The sequence below is a fragment of the Mesorhizobium sp. M1409 genome (assembly GCF_040317535.1).
In the GTDB taxonomy this organism is placed as follows: domain Bacteria; phylum Pseudomonadota; class Alphaproteobacteria; order Rhizobiales; family Rhizobiaceae; genus Mesorhizobium.
The window spans coordinates 1-17,794 of the sequence record NZ_JAMYKV010000021.1; the positions used below are offsets into that span (position 1 = coordinate 1).

At 62.2% G+C, this 17,794-nt stretch carries 23 protein-coding genes; 12 read left to right on the forward strand and 11 right to left on the reverse strand.

The window, feature by feature from the left end; translation table 11 throughout:
* Nucleotides 1-201: 201 nt before the first annotated feature.
* A complete protein-coding gene (locus tag NKG99_RS17560) occupies nt 202-735 on the reverse strand; it encodes a GNAT family N-acetyltransferase (RefSeq protein WP_352869877.1) in 534 nt (177 codons plus the stop codon).
* Between the two features lie 199 nt (nt 736-934).
* On the opposite strand from NKG99_RS17560, the gene NKG99_RS17565 reads away from it, so the two are divergent.
* Nucleotides 935-1,390: a DUF2214 family protein gene (locus tag NKG99_RS17565; protein ID WP_352869879.1), complete on the forward strand. Its 456-nt coding sequence runs from the start codon at nt 935-937 to the stop codon at nt 1,388-1,390.
* 3 nt (nt 1,391-1,393) lie between these two features.
* On the opposite strand, the gene nth is transcribed toward NKG99_RS17565, so the two are convergent.
* Entirely contained in the window at nt 1,394-2,191 is a 798-nt protein-coding gene (gene nth / locus NKG99_RS17570; protein ID WP_352869881.1) for an endonuclease III, read from the reverse strand.
* 22 nt (nt 2,192-2,213) lie between these two features.
* Here nth and NKG99_RS17575 point away from each other — a divergent pair, with 22 nt between their 5' ends.
* Nucleotides 2,214-2,708: a DUF2244 domain-containing protein gene (locus NKG99_RS17575; RefSeq protein WP_352869882.1), complete on the forward strand. Its 495-nt coding sequence runs from the start codon at nt 2,214-2,216 to the stop codon at nt 2,706-2,708.
* A 63-nt stretch (nt 2,709-2,771) separates the two neighbouring features.
* Here NKG99_RS17575 and NKG99_RS17580 read toward each other — a convergent pair whose 3' ends face one another.
* Nucleotides 2,772-3,539, reverse strand: a complete 768-nt coding sequence (locus NKG99_RS17580; protein ID WP_352869884.1) for a class I SAM-dependent methyltransferase — start codon at nt 3,537-3,539, stop codon at nt 2,772-2,774.
* A gap of 162 nt (nt 3,540-3,701) precedes the next feature.
* Between NKG99_RS17580 and NKG99_RS17585 the strand changes: the two genes are divergently transcribed.
* The 8 genes from NKG99_RS17585 to NKG99_RS17620 all read left to right on the forward strand — a co-directional run bounded on the left by NKG99_RS17585 (nt 3,702) and on the right by NKG99_RS17620 (nt 9,820).
* Nucleotides 3,702-4,577 (forward strand): methylated-DNA--[protein]-cysteine S-methyltransferase, encoded by an 876-nt coding sequence (locus NKG99_RS17585; RefSeq protein ID WP_352869885.1) that lies wholly within the window; start codon nt 3,702-3,704, stop codon nt 4,575-4,577.
* A gap of 183 nt (nt 4,578-4,760) precedes the next feature.
* Nucleotides 4,761-5,231 carry a hypothetical protein gene (locus NKG99_RS17590; protein WP_352869887.1) on the forward strand — a complete coding sequence of 157 codons (471 nt, stop codon included), beginning with the start codon at nt 4,761-4,763 and terminating at the stop codon, nt 5,229-5,231.
* 22 nt (nt 5,232-5,253) lie between these two features.
* The gene (locus tag NKG99_RS17595) at nt 5,254-5,646 is read left to right on the forward strand and encodes a hypothetical protein (RefSeq protein ID WP_352869889.1); all 393 of its coding nucleotides are present in this window, start codon (nt 5,254-5,256) and stop codon (nt 5,644-5,646) included.
* Nucleotides 5,613-6,125, forward strand: coding sequence for a hypothetical protein (locus tag NKG99_RS17600; RefSeq protein WP_352869891.1), 513 nt, complete (start codon nt 5,613-5,615; stop codon nt 6,123-6,125). The genes NKG99_RS17595 and NKG99_RS17600 overlap by 34 nt, the downstream gene beginning before the upstream one ends.
* Complete coding sequence (locus NKG99_RS17605) at nt 6,100-6,582, forward strand: hypothetical protein (RefSeq protein WP_352869893.1); 483 nt, start codon at nt 6,100-6,102, stop codon at nt 6,580-6,582. The genes NKG99_RS17600 and NKG99_RS17605 overlap by 26 nt, the downstream gene beginning before the upstream one ends.
* Before the next feature lie 154 nt (nt 6,583-6,736).
* Nucleotides 6,737-7,642, forward strand: a complete 906-nt coding sequence (locus tag NKG99_RS17610) for a ribokinase (protein ID WP_352869895.1) — start codon at nt 6,737-6,739, stop codon at nt 7,640-7,642.
* 1 nt (nt 7,643) lies between these two features.
* Complete coding sequence (locus NKG99_RS17615; RefSeq protein WP_352869896.1) at nt 7,644-9,092, forward strand: amidase; 1,449 nt, start codon at nt 7,644-7,646, stop codon at nt 9,090-9,092.
* A gap of 113 nt (nt 9,093-9,205) precedes the next feature.
* Entirely contained in the window at nt 9,206-9,820 is a 615-nt protein-coding gene (locus tag NKG99_RS17620) for a LysE family translocator (protein ID WP_352869897.1), read from the forward strand.
* A gap of 44 nt (nt 9,821-9,864) precedes the next feature.
* Here the strand turns inward: NKG99_RS17620 and NKG99_RS17625 are convergent, their stop codons facing one another.
* Complete coding sequence (locus NKG99_RS17625; RefSeq protein ID WP_352869898.1) at nt 9,865-10,806, reverse strand: nucleoside hydrolase; 942 nt, start codon at nt 10,804-10,806, stop codon at nt 9,865-9,867.
* A gap of 315 nt (nt 10,807-11,121) precedes the next feature.
* Here NKG99_RS17625 and NKG99_RS17630 point away from each other — a divergent pair, with 315 nt between their 5' ends.
* Together NKG99_RS17630 and NKG99_RS17635 are read left to right on the forward strand one after the other, a co-directional pair.
* Nucleotides 11,122-11,547, forward strand: a complete 426-nt coding sequence (locus NKG99_RS17630; protein ID WP_352869900.1) for an Hsp20 family protein — start codon at nt 11,122-11,124, stop codon at nt 11,545-11,547.
* 65 nt (nt 11,548-11,612) lie between these two features.
* Entirely contained in the window at nt 11,613-11,867 is a 255-nt protein-coding gene (locus NKG99_RS17635; RefSeq protein WP_352869902.1) for a BQ00720 family protein, read from the forward strand.
* A 124-nt stretch (nt 11,868-11,991) separates the two neighbouring features.
* On the opposite strand, the gene ptsN is transcribed toward NKG99_RS17635, so the two are convergent.
* The 7 genes from ptsN to NKG99_RS17670 all read right to left on the reverse strand — a co-directional run bounded on the left by ptsN (nt 11,992) and on the right by NKG99_RS17670 (nt 17,752).
* Nucleotides 11,992-12,456: a PTS IIA-like nitrogen regulatory protein PtsN gene (gene ptsN, locus NKG99_RS17640; protein ID WP_013529589.1), complete on the reverse strand. Its 465-nt coding sequence runs from the start codon at nt 12,454-12,456 to the stop codon at nt 11,992-11,994.
* A gap of 81 nt (nt 12,457-12,537) precedes the next feature.
* Entirely contained in the window at nt 12,538-13,122 is a 585-nt protein-coding gene (hpf, locus tag NKG99_RS17645; protein ID WP_352869904.1) for a ribosome hibernation-promoting factor, HPF/YfiA family, read from the reverse strand.
* A 265-nt stretch (nt 13,123-13,387) separates the two neighbouring features.
* Nucleotides 13,388-14,914: an RNA polymerase factor sigma-54 gene (rpoN, locus tag NKG99_RS17650; protein ID WP_352869906.1), complete on the reverse strand. Its 1,527-nt coding sequence runs from the start codon at nt 14,912-14,914 to the stop codon at nt 13,388-13,390.
* Between the two features lie 200 nt (nt 14,915-15,114).
* Nucleotides 15,115-15,933, reverse strand: coding sequence for an LPS export ABC transporter ATP-binding protein (lptB, locus tag NKG99_RS17655; protein WP_352869908.1), 819 nt, complete (start codon nt 15,931-15,933; stop codon nt 15,115-15,117).
* The gene (locus tag NKG99_RS17660; RefSeq protein ID WP_352869910.1) at nt 15,933-16,517 is read right to left on the reverse strand and encodes an LptA/OstA family protein; all 585 of its coding nucleotides are present in this window, start codon (nt 16,515-16,517) and stop codon (nt 15,933-15,935) included. Before NKG99_RS17660 ends, lptB begins: the two co-directional genes overlap by 1 nt.
* Nucleotides 16,504-17,217, reverse strand: a complete 714-nt coding sequence (lptC, locus tag NKG99_RS17665) for an LPS export ABC transporter periplasmic protein LptC (RefSeq protein WP_352869912.1) — start codon at nt 17,215-17,217, stop codon at nt 16,504-16,506. The genes NKG99_RS17660 and lptC overlap by 14 nt, the downstream gene beginning before the upstream one ends.
* A gap of 340 nt (nt 17,218-17,557) precedes the next feature.
* On the reverse strand, nt 17,558-17,752 hold the full coding sequence (locus NKG99_RS17670; protein ID WP_352869914.1) for a hypothetical protein: 195 nt from the start codon (nt 17,750-17,752) through the stop codon (nt 17,558-17,560).
* Nucleotides 17,753-17,794: the final 42 nt, after the last annotated feature.

The window sequence follows — 17,794 nt, forward strand, 5'->3', positions numbered from 1 at the left end:
TCGAAATTGTCACTTCAAACGAATGCCGAAATTACTTCCTCGAGGCCGGCTATGACCGAACCTAAAATCATCCCGCTCTAGAGCATGATGCCGAAAAGTGCGAAGCGGCTTTTCGGACGACATCATGGTCTATCCCTTTGATTTAGAGGCGGATTTAGATCTCAGATCGATTCGACCGGAGATCTGGATCTGGCGCTAGGGTCACCGCGCCAGCAGGATGGTCGGGGTATCATGGTAGGTGATCTGCACCACTTCCCGGTAACCGCACTTCGCCGCGACCCTCAGCGAAGCGGCGTTTTCCGGATCAATGATGCAGACGGTCTTCGCCCGCCCGAACGCCTCGTCGCTCCATGCGAGCACGCGGCCTACCACCTCGGTGGCGAAGCCTGCTCCGTGAACAGTTGGAACCAGCGCCCAGCCGGCCTCGGGAATGCCTTCGATCGACGGCTCCATATCGCGCTTCAGATCGTGAAAGCCGGCTTCGCCGATGAAACGGCCCGTAGCCTTCTCCTCGATCGCCCAGAAACCATAGCCGAGCAGCGACCACAGGCCGGCGTGACGCAGGAAGCGCATCCAGCTCTCTTCGCGCGTGCGCGGCTTGCCGCCGATGAAACGGGTGACGACCGGATCGGTCCACATCGCGGCATAGGTGTCGAAATCGCCCAGCCGGTGTGCCCGCAGGGTGGTTCGCTTCGTCTCGATGACAGGAGCGCCGGTCGTTTGTGGATTGTTCATGAGATCTGCCTCGCACGGATCGTCAGCGCTTAGCAAATCGCCGACGCGGTGCAAGGGCCAGGGCGATAGGGCCTATCATCCAGGCGCCGCTATGGGAATTTTGCGCGACGGTGTTATTTTCACGACAGGCTGATTCAGCACCTGCAACCGCACCCCCTTTTCAGGTGCGGGCCGGACCGTCAAACCCAGGGGAACGAACATGGACACCACCGACCTTGTGCTTGCCATTGTCCATCATGTGCTGGTGTTTTCACTGGCGGGGATCATCGGCGCCGAATTCGTTCTGATCCGCGGCGATCTGGCCGCTGCCACGCTCAAGCGGCTCGCCGGCATCGACCGCCACTATGGCATCATCGCCGCGCTGATCATCATCGTTGGCATCGGCCGCGTCTTCTATGGCCTCAAGGGTTGGGAATTCTACGTCTACAACTGGGTGTTCTGGGCCAAGATGGCGGCGTTTGGCATGGTCGGGCTGCTGTCGATCATCCCGACGGTGCGCTTCATTTCCTGGAAAAGGCAGGCGAGCGCCAATCCCTCGTTCCTGGTGCCGGCGACCGAGCTTGCGTCGGTGAAGACCTACAGCCGCGCCGAGGCCTTCATCTTCCTGATGATCCCAGTCTTCGCGGCGGCGATGGCGCGCGGCTACGGCTACTGATTTTTAGGCGGTGGCCGCTTCAAGCGGTGCGAGCTCGACCAGTGGTGCCGGCACATCGGTCGTCTTCACCTCTGCCTTGCAGATGTCGGCGATGACGCAGGCCGGGCAATCCGGTTTGCGCGCCTTGCAGACATAGCGGCCATGCAGGATCAGCCAGTGATGCGCGTGGCGCATATATTCATCAGGGATGATCTTGAGCAGCCCCTGCTCGACCTGTTCCGGCGTCTTGCCGGGCGCCAGCCCGAGCCGGTTGCCGATGCGCAAAATATGGGTGTCGACCGCCATCGTGTGCTGGCCGAAGGCCATGTTGAGCACGACATTGGCGGTCTTGCGCCCGACGCCCGGCAGCTTGACCAATTCATCGCGGTCGTCGGGCACCTCGCCGTCATGGTCGCGGATCAGCGCTTGCGACAGCGCAATGACATTCTTGGCCTTGTTGCGCCAAAGCCCGATGGTGCGGATGTACTCGCCGACCTTGGCTTCGCCCAGCGCCAGCATCTTGCGCGGCGTATCGGCGGCCTTGAACAGCACCCGTGTCGCTTTGTTGACACCGGCATCGGTTGCTTGCGCCGACAGCACCACCGCGACCAGCAGCGTGAAGGCGTTGACATGTTCGAGTTCACCCTTCGGTTCCGGCCTCTGGACGGAAAACCGCCGGAAGATCTCGTGCACTTCGGCCGGGCTGTAGCGCGAAGTGCGCCGCACCGGCCGCGGGCGCGGCTTGGCGTTCGATCCATCACGCCGGCCGGGCAGCAGCTCTTTTTTGGAGATGGAAGAATCTTTGGACTTGGGGCTCGTCATTTCCCTCCTATAATATCCCGCCATGAGCGACACAAACGCCTCGTTTCAGGCCGACGAACCATTCTTTCGCGCCCTGCTGACCCCGCACCGGTCGCTGGGCCGGACAGGCTTCTTCATCCTGATGAGCGCGCTGCTGTTCGGCTGGCTGGTGACAGGCGCGTTTTTCCTGTCGCGCGGTGCCTGGCCGGTGTTTGGCTTCTTCGGCCTCGACGTGGCCGCCGTCTATATCGCCTTCCGTGTCAACTATCGGGCCGCCCGTGCCCGCGAGGAAGTGTCGGTTTCGCGCACCAGCCTCGACATCCGCAAGACGGCGCCATCCGGTAAATCGGAAGCGCATCGCTTCAATCCGTTCTGGGCGCGGTTTTCGGTCGCCCGTCATGCCGAGATCGGCATCACACGGATGACGGTCGAAGGCCAGGGCCAGAACGTGCCGATCGGATCCTTCCTGGACCCAGACTCCCGAGAAAGCTTTGCCACGGCTTTTTCACGGGCGCTGGCGACCGCCAAGGCGCGCTGAAGCAATTCCAGGAAAAGGGTGAAGCGGTTTTCGCGGGAAAGCGCGCCGAACAGAGAGGACGCTTCAGAACCGATAGCGCAAAAGCCTGCCGACCTTACGCAATGCGGGAATGTATGTCCAAAGGCGAACGAACAGTTTCGCGGACCAGCCCATGCGGGCGGCGTGTTCGGGCTTGTAGGCCGAGATGTCCTCGACGAATCGCAGCTTCGGGACGGCTCGCTCCAGTTCGTGCGGATCGTCGATCGCCCAATGAACCTCGGCGCCTGTCGCCTTGATGGTCGGATTGAGACGAAGCAGCTTCAGGCCGAAATGGCTGTAGGCGTCGAACACCAGTTCGCCGCTGGCAAGATGCGAGACAAGCCGCGCAAACAGGCGTGGCCCTTCATCGGCAGGGAGATATGGCGTCAGCCCTTCCGCCACCACGATGGCCGGGCGATTGCGGGGCACTTCAGTTAGCCAGCCGGGTTCGGTCACCGACGAGGCGACCAGATGGTAATGCTGCCGGGAAGGGTAAAGCTTGCGCCTGAGCTCGATGACTTCGGGGTAGTCGACATCGAACCAGTCCACGCCTGGTGGCGGATCAACACGGAAGATGCGCGTATCGAGCCCGCAACCGAGGTGCAGCACGATGGCATCAGGATTTCTGGCGAGAAAGTCCTCGACGCGGACGTCCAGCGTCTTTGCCCTGATCGCCAGGCCGACACCGAGATTGCCGTCGACCTTGAGCCTGGAGAAATCATAGTCGATCCTGCGCACCGCCCTGTCGGCGAAACGGTCCCCGAGCAGCGAATCCGGCAACCGGCTCTCCGGTGCCTTGCCGTAGAGCGTCATCAGCAAGGTCTCCTTTGCCCCGGTGAGATCTGCTTTTTCGCAGCCATGGGCGACTCCTGGGCTCGAGATCGGAGTCTATCTGGGCATGCGCGGCCAGAAGGCAAGTTTCGGGTGGCGATCGACGCCCCAAGGGGCGATATTCCGGCTCAAGGAGACAGTTCCATGAGCACACACACAGCGATCCTCGAAAAGGACATCACGCCGCAAGGCAGCGACTATGAGATCGTGCGCCGTGCCATCGAGAAGATTAGCCTCGACTATCGCGATCAGCCTTCCCTCGAAGAACTGGCCGAGGAGGTCGGCGAGACGCCGACCGGCCTGCAAAAACTCTTCACCCGCTGGGCCGGCCTGTCGCCCAAAGCCTTCCTGCAGGCGGTAACACTGGATCATGCGCGCAGGCTGCTCGATTCGGGCATGCCGCTGCTTGAAACCTCGTTCGAACTGGGCATGTCCGGCCCCGGCCGGCTGCATGACCTTTTCGTCACCCATGAAGCGATGTCGCCGGGCGACTACAAAACACGCGGCGCCGGGCTCACCATCCGCTACGGCTATCATCCCTCGCCATTCGGCACTGCCCTGATCATGGCCACGGACCGCGGGCTTGCCGGCCTCGCCTTCAGCGACCCCGGCGAGGAACGCGCCGCCTTCGCCGACATGTCCAGCCGCTGGCCGAACGCCATCTATGTCGAGGACATGACTGCTACAGGCCCCTATGCCGCGCGCATCTTCGACCCGACGCTGTGGCGCTCCGATCAGCCACTGCATGTCGTCATGATCGGCACCGACTTCCAGGTTCGGGTCTGGGAGGCGCTGCTCAAGATCCCGATGGGCAAGGCCCGAACCTATTCGTCGATCGCCGCCAGCATCGGCGCGCCGTCCGCCAGCCGCGCGGTCGGTGCCGCCAACGGCGCCAATCCGCTCTCTTTCGTGGTGCCCTGCCACCGCGCCATCGGCAAGTCCGGCGACCTCACCGGCTATCACTGGGGCCTGACCCGCAAGCGCGCCATTCTGGGCTGGGAAGCCGGGCAGGTATCGTGAATATCGATATTATCAAGTATAATTAGGATTTCTTGTCTAATTTTGCTTGCTTGCAACCGAATGCAACCTCCGGTTATCATGTTTATTATTTTCAGTTATTATTTTAGTTAACTCTAAATTAACCACGATAAAGTGATGATGACCCATATTAATTCGGGCGATCCGGCTTGATAGGAGGTCTCGATGACGTTGTGTCGCGCCGCCTTCGGCGCAGTTCTGCTGGTTGCCTGTTTTGACCAGACCGCATTGGCCACGACGCAAAATGTCATTTTCAACGGCACGATCACGCCGACCTGCACGCTTGTCATTGCCACCAATGGCACGATGACGGTCAGCCCCGATCTGCAGTCCCTCAGTTCCCACAACAGCGGCGGTTCTGCCGGAACCGTGACGCTGACGACAACCGGAGGTGTGTCACTCAGCGTCGATCCGGTCACCACGACGACGGTGCCTTCGGCCGACGTAACGTCGACGACCTGGACACCGACCTACTCCGCCGCGGGCACGCATTCTATCGTTGAGACTGGCTCGGCCACCAGCATCGGAACCTCCGGCGCCGACCTCGTCTCGGTCAATCTCGCTGGCACCAAGGGTGGCAGCAACCGCTTCGCCTCCGGCAACTATCAGGCAACGGTAACGCTGCGCTGCGAATGACGCCGTAGCGAAGGAGGGATCCTTGAAACATGCTCGAATCCTGGCGACGGCAGTGGCCGTCGGATTGGCACCCATTGCCGTCAAGGCGCAGTCGATGTCGCCGATGCGTGGCGAGGTCAACAGCTTCACCGACGTCTTCGCTGTCCGCGTTTTCCCCGCCAATCCCTACGACCGGAAGATCCAGGTCGAAATCCACGTCTACGATCAGGATTTTCAGCCAGTAGCCGCCAGAATCTCTCCGAGTGTCTTCCAATTGGCTTCCCAGGCTTCCCGTCCTGTCCTTGTGGTCGTGCCCTTCGACGGCGCCGCCGAGCGTAAGGTGCGTATCTGTACCGAAAGCATCCCCTTTCCCAACCAACAGACGCAGATAAGGGCACAGATATGCGGAAAGTTCTTTGGGCGCCGCAAATCCTGACATTCGCGCTCGCGGCTGCGACGGCTTGTATTTCGCCGGTTCTGGCTGAGGATGTCTATAATCTCAACCAGAACGAGAGCGGCTTCAACCTGCCCGGCGTCACCTTGCCCCAAGGCCAGGACGAGGTCCATGCCGCGGACGGCACCACTTGCCGTTCCGCGGTCTCCGGCACCGGCGCCTATGTCGATCTCGGCGTCATCAGAGGCAACAGCCAGTCGGACAACAGCGTTGCCACCTATGGCCGGGTGGTGATCCCGATCGGGCGTACGCCGAAACGCATCGACTGCAGCCGCCTCTACGAGCTTGAGGTCGACCGCCTGCAGCTGGAACTGAAACTCCTCAAGATGGGCCTCGGCGCCGACGGCCAGACGGCGAGCGTGGCCGCCAGCGCTCCCGCGGCCGCATCACCCGGATGGGCCAACGAAGGCTGGAGCATCAGGACCGGAACCGGCGATGGCAAGAAAAAGAAGAAGAAATAACCGCGCGCTGCTTGCGATGGCAGCACTTGCCGGCTTCTGCTTTCCGCTGCAAGCGGCGATCATTGGCACCTGCACCATCATGGTCGGGACGTCGGGAACAATGACTGCAAATCCCACCATCGGCATACTGGGTTCCAAACAGGCAGGCGGATCGAGCGCGAGCGCCACTGTCGTGGCAAGCTCGCAGCTGTGTTCCTTGTTCAATTTGCTGGATTGCTATTCGGTTTCGGCGCCGGCGCCAGCCGCATTCTCGTCCGCGCCGAGCGGCGGCGACACCAACGTGATCTTCGCCTCGGTCTTCCGCCTCGATGGCTCGGGGGTCGACATCAACGGAAGTGTGCCGCAGCGGGTTGTCAACGGCACCCACACCGTGCAGGTCGACCTCACCGCCACCAAATCGAGCGGTATCTTTCCCGCCGGCACCTATCAGGGCACGGTCACCGTGCGCTGTGAATAAGCCACGATGCCTCAAATCGAGGCAAACCCGTCGCGCGGTCTGGCAAGCTGCCGCCTTACAGGTTAGCTTCCCGCACGACTGTAAACGACCTGCGCCCGCGCGGACCAACGAGGACGCTCCGACACTTTGAATTTGTACTGCCAGGAGGCCTTGCTTGATTATCGTCATCGGCTCGATCAACCTCGACCTTATCGCCAATGTCGACCGCCTGCCGAGCCCCGGCGAGACGGTGGCCGGCTCGGCTTTCACCACCGCGCCCGGCGGCAAGGGCGCCAACCAGGCGCTGGCCGCCGCGCGCGCCGGCGCCTTGGTGCGCATGGTGGGCGCGGTTGGCAAGGACAGCTTCGCCGCCGACGCGCTGGCGCTGCTGCGCGACGGCAAGGTCGACCTGTCCGGCGTCGCCGAGACCCACGCCTCGACTGGCACGGCGCTGATCATGGTCGGCGACGACGGCGAGAACATCATCGCCGTGATACCGGGCGCCAACGCGTCTGTGGTGCCCGGCGATCTCTCCAAGGCCTTTTTCAAACAGGGCGATGTCGTGCTGCTGCAGCATGAGATTCCGCTGGCGACCGTCGAAGCCGCCCTCGACCAGGCAAGATCGGCCGGGGCTATCACCGTGCTCAACACAGCACCCTTCCAGGGCGCAGCAGCCGGCTTTCTCGGCAAAGCGGACTATGCCGTCGCCAATGAGACTGAATTCGATCTCTATGGCGAAGCTCTGTCACTGCAAGGCCGCGATCGGGCGGCGCGCATGCGCGACTTTGCTGGGAAGACCGGCCACACCATCGTCGTCACGCTCGGCGGCGACGGCGTGGTGGCGGCGACGCCCACCGATTTCCACACCGTTCCGGCACGGAAGATCACGCCTGTCGACACGGTCGGCGCCGGCGATACGTTCTGCGGCTATTTCGCCGCCGGTCTGTCGTCCGGCCTTACGCTCGAACAGGCGCTGGCGCGCGCCGGCGCGGCTGGTTCCCTGGCTTGCCTCAAGCCGGGCGCCCAGCCGGCGATACCGCTGGCCCGGGATGTCGACCAGGCGTTGCAGGAAACCCGTTGAGATGCTGTGCCCTCGGACAAAGCATGCCGTGACGCCGGCCGGTGACATCTGCCGCCTGTCCGCCATCGAACTCGCTGACGCGATCCGCCGGAAGACACTTTCGGTACGCGAGGTGGTCACGGCATTCCTCGACCGCATCGAGGCGGTCAACCCGCTGGTCAACGCCATCGTCTCCTTGCGCGACCGCGGCGACATCCTGCGCGAAGCCGACGCGGCCGATGCCAATCCGGTGCGAGCGGAAGCCGGCCCCCTCTTCGGCCTGCCGATCGCCATCAAGGACCTCGCCTCGACCACAGGCATCAGGACCTCCTTCGGCTCGCCGATCTTCGCCGATTTCGTGCCCCCGGAAGACGATTTCTTCGTCGAGCGCATCCGCGACGCCGGCGCCATCATTATCGGCAAGACCAACGTCCCCGAATTCGGGCTTGGCTCCAACACCTACAACACCGTTTTCGGGCCGACGCTCAACGCCTTCGATCCGGCCCTGACAGCCGGCGGCTCGAGCGGCGGCGCGGCGGTGGCGCTGGCGCTCGACATGGTGCCGGTCGCCGATGGCAGCGACTTTGGCGGCTCGCTGCGCAACCCGGCCGCTTGGAACAATGTCTATGGCTTCCGCCCGTCACAGGGGCTTGTTCCCGGCGGACCGGATCTCGAGGTCTTTCATGCGCAGATGGGCGTCGACGGGCCGATGGGTCGCAATGTCGCCGACATGGCACTCCTGCTCGATGTGCAGGCGGGTTATCATCCGTACGCGCCATTGTCCTATGAGAAACCGGGTTCGTTCCTCGAAGGGCTTGCAACAAAAGCGACTGGCGGCCGGATCGCCTGGCTCAGTGACCTCGGCGGCGAGCTGCCGGTTGAGACAGGTATTCTCGGCTTGTGCGAGGCAGCACTTGGCCGGTTCGCGGAGGCATCTTTCTTGACCGAACCCTTGCTGCCGGGTTTCGATTTCGAAGCGCTCTGGCAGGCCTTCGTGACGCTGCGGCAGGCCAGCAGCGGCTGTGCTCTCAAGACCCACTATGACGACCCCGGGAAACGCCGCCTGCTCAAGCCGGAAGCCATCTGGGAAGTGGAGAACGCGATGCGGCTGACGGCGCCGCGGATCCGCGCCGCCTCGGTCATCCGCACGTGCTGGCATCGCACGTTGCTGTCGCTCTTCGACCGCTATGATCTCATCGCGCTGCCGACCGCGCAGGTCTTCCCCTTCGACGTAAGCACGCATTGGCCTCGTGAGATCGCCGGACGCGCGATGGACAGCTACCACCGCTGGATGCAGGTTTCCGCGTTCGCCACGCTGGGCGGCTGCCCGGCGGTCAACGTGCCGGTCGGCTTCGACGACAAGGGGCGGCCGATGGGCATGCAGCTGATTGGCCGGCCGCGCGGCGACCTTGGCGTGCTGAAGGCGGCGGCTGCCTACGAGGCAACGCTGCCCTGGCCGGCGGGCGCCTGAGCCGCATGCACTGGCGTGTCGCGGCACGTCGCGCACCGGCTTGCATCGCTATCGCCGCCATGCATTGATTGTCCTCAGCTGCGCCGCATCGGCGGCATTCCCAGGGAAAAATCATGTCGCTCGAACTCTACGCCACCTATGTCCTTGCTTGCATCGTCATCATCCTGGTGCCCGGACCGACGGTCACGCTGATCATCGCCAACAGCATTCGCCATGGCTCCCGCGCCGGCCTCGCCAATGTCGCCGGCACGCAGGCCGGGCTTGCCGTGATGATCGCCATCGTCGGCATCGGCCTCAACACGCTGATTTCGGGCATGGGCCACTGGTTCGAATGGGTGCGGCTCATCGGTGCCGCCTATCTGATCTGGATGGGCGTCCAGATGTTCCGTTCCAAGGGCACGCTGAACGCCGATGGAACCGCCAGGAAGCCGCGCGGCGGCTTCTTCCTGCAGGGCCTGCTGGTGGCGCTCAGCAACCCCAAGACGCTGATTTTCTTCGGCGCGTTCTTTCCGCAGTTCATTTCGCCACAAGGCAATTACTCGCTGCAAATCGCCGTCATGGGCCTCACCGCCATGATCTTCGCTGCCATGTCGGATTCGACATACGCGCTGGCCGCCGGGCGCGCCGGGCGCCTGCTGTCCGCCAGCCGCATCAAGCTTTTGTCGAGGATCAGCGGCAGCTTCATGGTCGGTGGCGGCCTGTGGCTGGCGTTTTCACGGTCGAAGTAGTTCGCCTTTGCCTTCTCCCCTTGTGGGAGAAGGCAAAGAGGGCCCTAAAGCCGCCCCAACCTCTCCACCAGCAGAGCGAAAAACCCGTCATGGTCGATGTCGCGCATCACCATGGCGTTCTTCGGCCGCTTGGTAACGCCCCACCAGTCGATCACGGTCATGCCCATGGTCAGTTCCGAGGCGGTTTCCACGATGACGTTGCAGTTGCGACCCTTGAAGAGTTCAGGCTTCAGCAGATAAGCGATGACGCAAGGGTCGTGCAGCGGCCCGCCGTCGGTGCCGTATTTCTCCTCGTCGAAACGCTCGAAGAATTCCAGCATCTCCGCGGTTGCGGTGCCGACCTTGGTGCCGAGCGCGCGGAAAGTCTGCGTGCGCTTGGCGGTGGTCAGCGCCTTGTGGGTGACGTCGAGTGGCATCATCACGATCGGAATGCCGGATTTGAGTACGACATCGGCGGCATGCGGATCGACATAGATGTTGAATTCGGCGGTCGGCGTGACGTTGCCGCCTTCGAAGAAGCCGCCCCCCATCAGCACGATTTCCTTGATGCGCGGTGCGATGCGCGGCTCGCGGATCAGCGCCAGCGCAATGTTGGTGAGCGGCCCGAGCGGGCAAAGCGTGATGGTGCCGCTTTCTTCCGTCATCAGCGTCTCGACGATGAAATCGACCGCGTACTGCTCCTGCAGCTTCATCTTTGGTTCGGGCAATTGCGGCCCGTTGAGACCGGTCTTGCCATGCACTTCCTCGGCGGTGACCAGTTCGCGCATCAGGGGCCGGATAGCGCCGGCATAGACCTTGATGTCCGGGCGGCCAGCCAGCTCGCAGATCTTGCGGGCATTCTTTTCGGTAAGCTTCAGCGGCACGTTGCCGGCAACGGCGGTGATGCCGACGATCTCCAACTCGGAGCTGCCGAGCGCCAGCAAAATGGCGACGGCATCATCCTGGCCGGGATCCGTGTCGATGATGATCTTGCGTGTATGGGGCATTTCAATTCCTTGTTTGGCGAGGCCATGGACTTGAACGAATCTGACCGAAACATCCAAATGACGCCGAAGCGGCCGCGAGCTGCCATGTTGAACCGCTCGACCTGGGAAGACGATCCCGGCCTGCGCGCTTCTCGTTGCATCTGTTCGCCGTTTCAAGCGCCATGCCGATCATTCCTGTGAGTCCACGATCTGGTCTTTTTGGGCGGGTCTATTGACGGCTTGAACTTGGTCGCGGGGCGGACCATATCAAGACCATCGGGAAAAATGCCATCTGGGTTTTTCCACTTTATGTCGCTCTTGAGAGGACAGTGTAACATGAGCCGAATGACGCCCTTTTCCAGCCCGCTTCTCCTTGGTTTCGACGCCATGGAAAAGACCCTGGAACGCCTGGCGAAATCCGGTGACAGCTACCCTCCCTACAACATCGAACGCCTCAGCGGCGCCGACGGCAACACCGAAAGGTTGCGCATCACATTGGCGGTCGCCGGTTTCGCCGAAAGCGATCTCGATGTCACCACGGAGGAAAACCAGCTGGTCGTGCGCGGTCGTCAGACCGACGACACCGAGCGCGAATTTCTTCATCGCGGCATCGCCGCGCGCCAGTTCCAGCGCTGTTTCGTGCTGGCCGACGGCATGCGGGTGATCGCGGCGGAACTGAAGAACGGCCTTTTGTCGATCGATCTCGATCGGCCGGAGTCCGAACGGCTGGTACGGAAAATAAACATATCGGTGAAAGACTGATCTTTACCGATGGCTCTCATGCGGGATGGCCTTGAGCGGCGTCCTCGCGCCAAGGAGGCTTTGAAATGACCAGAACTGAAACTATCACCATGACCAATGGCGAATTCGCTCATCTCGGCGAGGGCTCGGTCGCTTACCTCAGAAAGGTCTCGAGCGACGAATTGCTCGGCCGTTTCCCCAACCTCGGCGAAATCGCGCCCGGCATGGAACTGTGGGCGCTGTTTGCCGCCAACGGCCAGCCGATCCTGCTTTCGGACGCGCGTGACCGCGCACTGGCTGGCGCCATGGAAAACGACCTGATCACGGTCGCCATTCACTAAGAGCAATTCCAGGAAAAGTGTGAAACGGTTTTCCGCCCGGAATTGCGTCGCTCTAAGAATAATACCCTTTTGAAACGACCAGGGCCGCCCGTGGCGGCCCTTGCGACGGTCTCGTCCTGAAAATTCAGGCCGCGTGCGAGGCCTGGGTGTCCGACAAAAGCGCGTGAATTGCCGCGGCGTCGCGCGTGCCCCTGATCTTGGCCACCGTGTCGGCATCGCGCAACACGCGCGCGATGCGCGACAGGGCCTTGAGGTGGTCGGCGCCAGCCCCTTCCGGCGCCAGCAGCAGAAACACCAGATCGACCGGCTGATCGTCCAGGGATTCGAAATCGACCGGCGTCTCCAGCCGGGCGAAAACCCCGGCGATGCGCTTCACGCCGGCCAGCTTGCCGTGCGGAATGGCGATGCCGTTGCCGACGCCGGTCGAGCCCAGCCGCTCACGCTGCAGGATGGTGTCGAACACCTCCCGTTCCGGAATGCCGGAAATCGCCGCTGCCCGTTCGGACAGCAGTTGCAGCAGCTGCTTCTTCGAGTTCGCCTTCAACGCCGGCAATATTGCCGGAACGTTGATAAGATCGCTCAGATCCATGCTTGAAATCCCTTGTTCGCCTGCCGTCACCGGTCCCCACCCCTCGTGCGGCCGGTTCTTATCCCAGTGCGACGGTGGTCGTCACGCTTGTGCGACCTTGGTCGTGAACGGGTCGATCCAGCCGATGTTTCCGTCGGGCCGGCGATAGACGATGTTGAGATGGTCGTTTCCGGCATTGCGGAAGACGAAGACCGGGCTGTCCTTGTTGTCGAGCTCGATGACCGCCGACGCCACCGACATGGTCTTCAGCGTCATGGTCGATTCGGCGACGATGGCCGGTGCGAAATTCTCCGGAATATCCTCGTCGTCGTCCGCAAGCGGCGCCATCACGGTGTAGGCAATGTCGGTCAGCTCGCCATTCGCGGCACCCGAACTGTGCGACTTCAGCCGCCGCTTGTAGCGCCTGAGGCGGGTCTCCAGACGATCCGCCGCGGCCTCGAAGGCCAATGTCGGATCCTGGGCATCGCCGGTAGCCTGCAGAGAAGCGCCGGAATCCAGCCGGATCATGCAATCCGCCGAATAGCGCGAGCCCGATTTGATGACCGTGACGTGTCCGGCAAAGCCGCGATCGAAATATTTGCCGATCGCCTCGCCGACACGGTCATTGATGCGTGTGCGAAACGCATCGCCGATATCCATGTGTTTTCCCGATATGCGCAGATTCATCTGAAAACTGACCTTCCTTGCTCAGGCTTCAAACTGGCCCGAGTTTATACTCGTGATCCGTGCGCACAAGCTTTGCGGCGTCACTTGCGCCGATTTTAAATCCGAACTTTCCGGTTGATCACAAGCCGCCTTTTGACCGTCCCGAGGCCAACGTCGTGACGGACCATCCGCATGCAGGCATCTAGCCCGTCTCATGCGGGCGGGCTTCTAGCCACTTCACCGCGGCTTGTCAATGAAGTGCTGGCCTGTGGAAAATCGAACCGCGTCAGCGCCCGGCGCTGGCCATTGCCCGTTTCTCGCGCCGGCGCTGCACCGAGGAGGGAATATTCATGCCTTCCCGGTACTTGGCGACCGTGCGCCTGGCAATGTCGACGCCACTCTCCCGCAACATGTCGACGATCGCATCGTCGGAAAGCACGTCGGCGGGTTTTTCCTCATCGATCAATTGCTTGATGCGATCGCGCACGGCTTCCGAGGAATGCGCATCGCCGCCGCCCGACGCCGCGATCGAGGCGGTGAAGAAGTAACGCAGTTCGAACACGCCGCGCGGCGTCAGCATGTATTTGTTAGCGGTCACCCGGCTGACCGTCGATTCGTGCATGCCGATGGCATCGGCCACCGTGCGCAGGTTGAGCGGCTTCAGCTGGCGCACGCCATGGACGAGGAAAGCATCCTGCTGGCGAACGATTTCCGAGGCGACCTTGAGGATCGTCTTTGCCCGCTGGTCGAGGCTGCGCGTCAACCAGTTGGCGTTTTGCAGGCATTCGGTCAGGAAATCCTTTTCCGCCTGGTTCTTCGTCTGCGGCGAGACCTGGGCGAAATAGATATGGTCGACCAGCACGCGCGGCAGCGTTTCAGCATTGAGTTCGACCGTCCAGCTGCCGTCACTGGCCGCACGCACCTCGACATCGGCAACGATCGCGTCGCTGGCGCCACCCGAAAACGCCATACCAGGCCGGGGATCGAGCGCCCGGATCTCGGCCAGCATGTCGAGCAGATCCTCCTCGTCGACGCCGCAAATCCGCTTCAGCGCGTGGAAATCACGCCGCGCCAGGAGTTCGAGATTGGCGATCAGCGCCTTCATCGCGGGATCGAGCCGGTCCCGCATGGCAAGCTGCAGCGACAGGCACTCGGCAAGGTCACGGGCAAACAAGCCGGCCGGCTCGAAGGCCTGGCACACCGCCAGCACCTTTCGTACCACGGCAATGTCGGTGCCGAGACGGGCGGCGATCTCGGCGATGTCGGCGCGCAAATAGCCGGTCTCGTCGAGGCCGTCGGCAAGGTCGGCGGCGATCAGCCTGGTGGCCGGATCGGCGAAGGCAAGCGCGACCTGTTCGCTGACATGGTCGCGCAGCGTGATCGCCGCGGCCGCCATGTCGCCCGCGTCAAAACCCTCGGATGAGGAACCGGCACCGTTGCCGGAAGCCGATTTCCATTGCGCCGTCAGGTCGGGGCCGAGCCGCTCGCTGGTGCCCGGGTCGTCGGGAAACAGGTTTTCCAGCGATGTGTCGAGCTTGTCCGAGATCGCCTCGGCGCTCCACTGCGTCTCGTTTTCGAACCAGTCGCCTTCAGCGGTGGCTTGCGGCTCCGCCTCGATCTTCTGCGCTTGGTCGCTGACGGCATCGTCCTGCGGCTCGGCGCGCTCCAGCAGCGGGTTGCGCTCGATCTCCTCGTCGATGAAATGCTCGAGCTCGAGATGGGTGAACTGCAGCAGCCGAATCGACTGCATCAGCTGCGGCGTCATCACCAGCGACTGCGATTGTCGTAGCTGTAGTTTGGCCGCCAACGCCATGGTTTGGTTTCAAACGCCTCGTCTACGCATCCGGACTTCCGGAGAACAATTTTTGCAGCCGGTCATAGAAACTGGCCCGGCTTTTGCTTGTCAAGGCAATTGCTAGCAAAACCCACTTACCGGAGCGTTATCGCGGAGCAAAATCGAGGAAAAAGAGCTCCGCGAGCGCAAAAAATCGTGTCAGGAAACAAATTTCACGCTCAGAGCGTAAAACCCTCGCCGAGGTAAAGCCGCCGCACATCGGCGTTTGCCACCACTTCGTCGGCCCGGCCATGGGTCAGCACCTGGCCGGCATGAATGATATAGGCGCGGTCGATCAGGCCAAGCGTTTCACGCACATTGTGATCGGTGATAAGCACGCCGATGCCGCGCGCCGTCAGGTGGCGTACCAATTGCTGGATATCGGCGACGGCGATCGGATCGATGCCGGCAAAAGGCTCGTCGAGCAGCATGTAGGCCGGACGGGTCGCCAGCGCACGCGCGATTTCCAGACGCCGCCGCTCGCCGCCGGAGAGCGACATGGACGGCGACTTGCGCAGATGGCTGATGTGGAATTCCTCGAGCAACTCGTCGAGATTGCGCTCGCGCACTTTGCGGTCTTTTTCGACCACTTCCAGCACGGCGCGGATGTTCTGCTCGACATTGAGGCCGCGGAAGATCGAGGCCTCTTGCGGCAGATAGCCGATGCCGAGGCGCGCACGGCGGTACATCGGCATCGAGGTCACGTCGAAGCCATCGATCTCGATCGTGCCTTCATCCACAGGCACCAGGCCCGTGACCATGTAGAAACAGGTCGTCTTGCCGGCGCCATTGGGGCCAAGCAACCCGACAGCCTCGCCGGCACGCACGCCGATGGTGACGCCGCTGACGACCTTGCGGCCCTTGTAGCTCTTGGTCAGACCCTTGGCGATCAGGGTTCCCTTGAACTTTCCCGCATCGACGGTCACCGTGGCCGGCGCCGAAAGCTTGCCGGCGGCCCGTCCCGGAAGACGCGCCGTCAGCGACGACAGGCTGGCCATCAGGGGTTCGTCGCTCCCGATTTCGGCGGCGGGGTGATCGACATCTGGACGCGTTGCCCAGCGCACGGATCAACCTGGGCCAGCCCACTTTTCATCTGCACGGTCAGCTTGCAGCCAACCAGGACGTTGTCGTTTTGCGACAGAACGACCTTTTTGCCCGAAAGCACCAGAACCTGGCTCTTCATATCGAAGCTGCCTTGATCGCCGGTCGCGATCTGCGCATCCGATTTGATGTAGACCTTGTCGGAAATCTCCAGGTGGTCGATGTTGGCCGAGCCAGTCATCGCCGCCGCGCCAGCCGCTTCCGTGCCCTTGGCGCCGGCGTTGGGATCCTTGACGTAGTAGACCATCATCTTGCCGGCCTTCATCAATGTCGGCCCCTGGACGACGCTGACATTGCCGGTGAAGATGGCGAGGCTGTCGGCCTGACGGACTTCCAGCTTGTCGCTTTCGATCTGGATCGGCTTGTCGCCGGACAATTTGAGGCCTGATTGGCTGGTGGTCTGCGCCAATGACGGCACCAGCCCGAGCAGCAGCAACGCTGAAGTTGCAGCCGCGAGCCGCGTCGAACTACTGAGCCGCATTGGTTTCTCCGCTGTTTCCCTCTGCCGTCTTCAAGGCGGCGGAATCGATGTTGACGCGCACTTTGTTCTCGAAGACCAGAATCCTGCCATTGTCCTGGACCGACATCGTATCCGCTGTGATCCGCGATCCGCCCCGGCTGACATCGACGGGATCTCCCGTCTTCATAGTGCCTTTGCCCATGTCGAGGAAGACCGATTTGAACTTGGCCTGCATGCCGTCGGTTGTGGTGATCGTCACGTCGCTGGTCAGGTTCATCGTATTGCCGTCGCGATCGTAGGTGCCACGCGAGGCCTTGATCGCCGCCACATTGTCGGACGCGACCGGCACCTTGGCGTCGATGCCTTCCAGTTCGATGATGCCTTGCGTGCCGACATCCTGGATGGCGCGCAGGGCCGTCATCGAATAGGGCTGCTTTTGCTTGGTGAACCCGTTGAGCTTGGGATTGGCCATCACCAGCTTGCCGTTGGAAAAGGCCGTGCCTTCCGCCTGGACCGAGACGGAGACGGGCGCGGCGAGATAGGAATAGACCGGGAAAGCGATGGCGATCAGTGCCGCGGCCACAGGCACGGCAAATTTGAGAACGCGCACGCGGCGCGAATGGCGCTGCGCGCGGTCGAAAGCGTCGCCACGCGTCCGGCCATCCGCCGGGGGAACCAACTCCATCTCGGCGTTGGTCGGTTCAGTCGGTCGCGCTAACATTCATTGCTTTCTTCTAAACCCCCTGCCCACCCCGGAGCACCGCCTATAGGTGGGACGCCGGCGCCTTCAAGCAAGCACAAGCCCACGAAAACCGCAAAAATGTGACAGCCGCTCTTGTACAGATGAAAACGAGATCCGCACAACCGCACGTTCTCCATAGCAGAAACAGACACTCGGCGTAAGATTTATCAGTTGTCTGTCTCGCCGCCCGACCTCGCGGTGATTGCGCAAATACGCCAGGGGAGATGTCGGATGCCCCGCCTGGCCGGCCCGGTCGATGGTGTATGCGGCGTTGCCGATCACGTCGGCGAGGCGCTTTTGCCCTTAGATCCGGTCGGCGTCAGGCCACCTTCCGCTGTATGAGACCAACCAGAACGGTGCGCATTCCCGAATATGATTGGCTGCCAATTTTCACTTCCCAATCAGTGTTGCGTTTCCGAGGGTGCTTCGCGTTACGCAACGCTTCGCGGAATGTGTTCGGGTCGACGCCGACAGTTCGAGCCATATCTTCGGCGGTTGTGTGTTTGGCGATCATGACGTCTCCTATGCCTTTTTCCGGTATATAGGGCGTTTGCAC

Excerpts from the sequence above, each read along its gene's own strand:
- NKG99_RS17660 (WP_352869910.1), bottom strand. The coding sequence starts at position 16,517 with ATGCGGCTCAGTAGTTCGACGCGGCTCGCGGCTGCAACTTCAGCGTTG.
- NKG99_RS17585 (WP_352869885.1), top strand. The coding sequence starts at position 3,702 with ATGAGCACACACACAGCGATCCTCGAAAAGGACATCACGCCGCAAGGC.
- ptsN (WP_013529589.1), bottom strand. The coding sequence starts at position 12,456 with ATGGATCTGAGCGATCTTATCAACGTTCCGGCAATATTGCCGGCGTTG.
- NKG99_RS17620 (WP_352869897.1), top strand. The coding sequence starts at position 9,206 with ATGTCGCTCGAACTCTACGCCACCTATGTCCTTGCTTGCATCGTCATC.
- NKG99_RS17670 (WP_352869914.1), bottom strand. The coding sequence starts at position 17,752 with ATGATCGCCAAACACACAACCGCCGAAGATATGGCTCGAACTGTCGGC.
- NKG99_RS17630 (WP_352869900.1), top strand. The coding sequence starts at position 11,122 with ATGAGCCGAATGACGCCCTTTTCCAGCCCGCTTCTCCTTGGTTTCGAC.
- NKG99_RS17600 (WP_352869891.1), top strand. The coding sequence starts at position 5,613 with ATGCGGAAAGTTCTTTGGGCGCCGCAAATCCTGACATTCGCGCTCGCG.
- NKG99_RS17635 (WP_352869902.1), top strand. The coding sequence starts at position 11,613 with ATGACCAGAACTGAAACTATCACCATGACCAATGGCGAATTCGCTCAT.
- NKG99_RS17590 (WP_352869887.1), top strand. The coding sequence starts at position 4,761 with ATGACGTTGTGTCGCGCCGCCTTCGGCGCAGTTCTGCTGGTTGCCTGT.
- NKG99_RS17605 (WP_352869893.1), top strand. The coding sequence starts at position 6,100 with ATGGCAAGAAAAAGAAGAAGAAATAACCGCGCGCTGCTTGCGATGGCA.
- lptC (WP_352869912.1), bottom strand. The coding sequence starts at position 17,217 with ATGTTAGCGCGACCGACTGAACCGACCAACGCCGAGATGGAGTTGGTT.
- NKG99_RS17565 (WP_352869879.1), top strand. The coding sequence starts at position 935 with ATGGACACCACCGACCTTGTGCTTGCCATTGTCCATCATGTGCTGGTG.
- rpoN (WP_352869906.1), bottom strand. The coding sequence starts at position 14,914 with ATGGCGTTGGCGGCCAAACTACAGCTACGACAATCGCAGTCGCTGGTG.
- hpf (WP_352869904.1), bottom strand. The coding sequence starts at position 13,122 with ATGAATCTGCGCATATCGGGAAAACACATGGATATCGGCGATGCGTTT.
- NKG99_RS17625 (WP_352869898.1), bottom strand. The coding sequence starts at position 10,806 with ATGCCCCATACACGCAAGATCATCATCGACACGGATCCCGGCCAGGAT.
- NKG99_RS17580 (WP_352869884.1), bottom strand. The coding sequence starts at position 3,539 with ATGACGCTCTACGGCAAGGCACCGGAGAGCCGGTTGCCGGATTCGCTG.
- NKG99_RS17575 (WP_352869882.1), top strand. The coding sequence starts at position 2,214 with ATGAGCGACACAAACGCCTCGTTTCAGGCCGACGAACCATTCTTTCGC.
- NKG99_RS17615 (WP_352869896.1), top strand. The coding sequence starts at position 7,644 with ATGCTGTGCCCTCGGACAAAGCATGCCGTGACGCCGGCCGGTGACATC.
- nth (WP_352869881.1), bottom strand. The coding sequence starts at position 2,191 with ATGACGAGCCCCAAGTCCAAAGATTCTTCCATCTCCAAAAAAGAGCTG.
- NKG99_RS17560 (WP_352869877.1), bottom strand. The coding sequence starts at position 735 with ATGAACAATCCACAAACGACCGGCGCTCCTGTCATCGAGACGAAGCGA.
- lptB (WP_352869908.1), bottom strand. The coding sequence starts at position 15,933 with ATGGCCAGCCTGTCGTCGCTGACGGCGCGTCTTCCGGGACGGGCCGCC.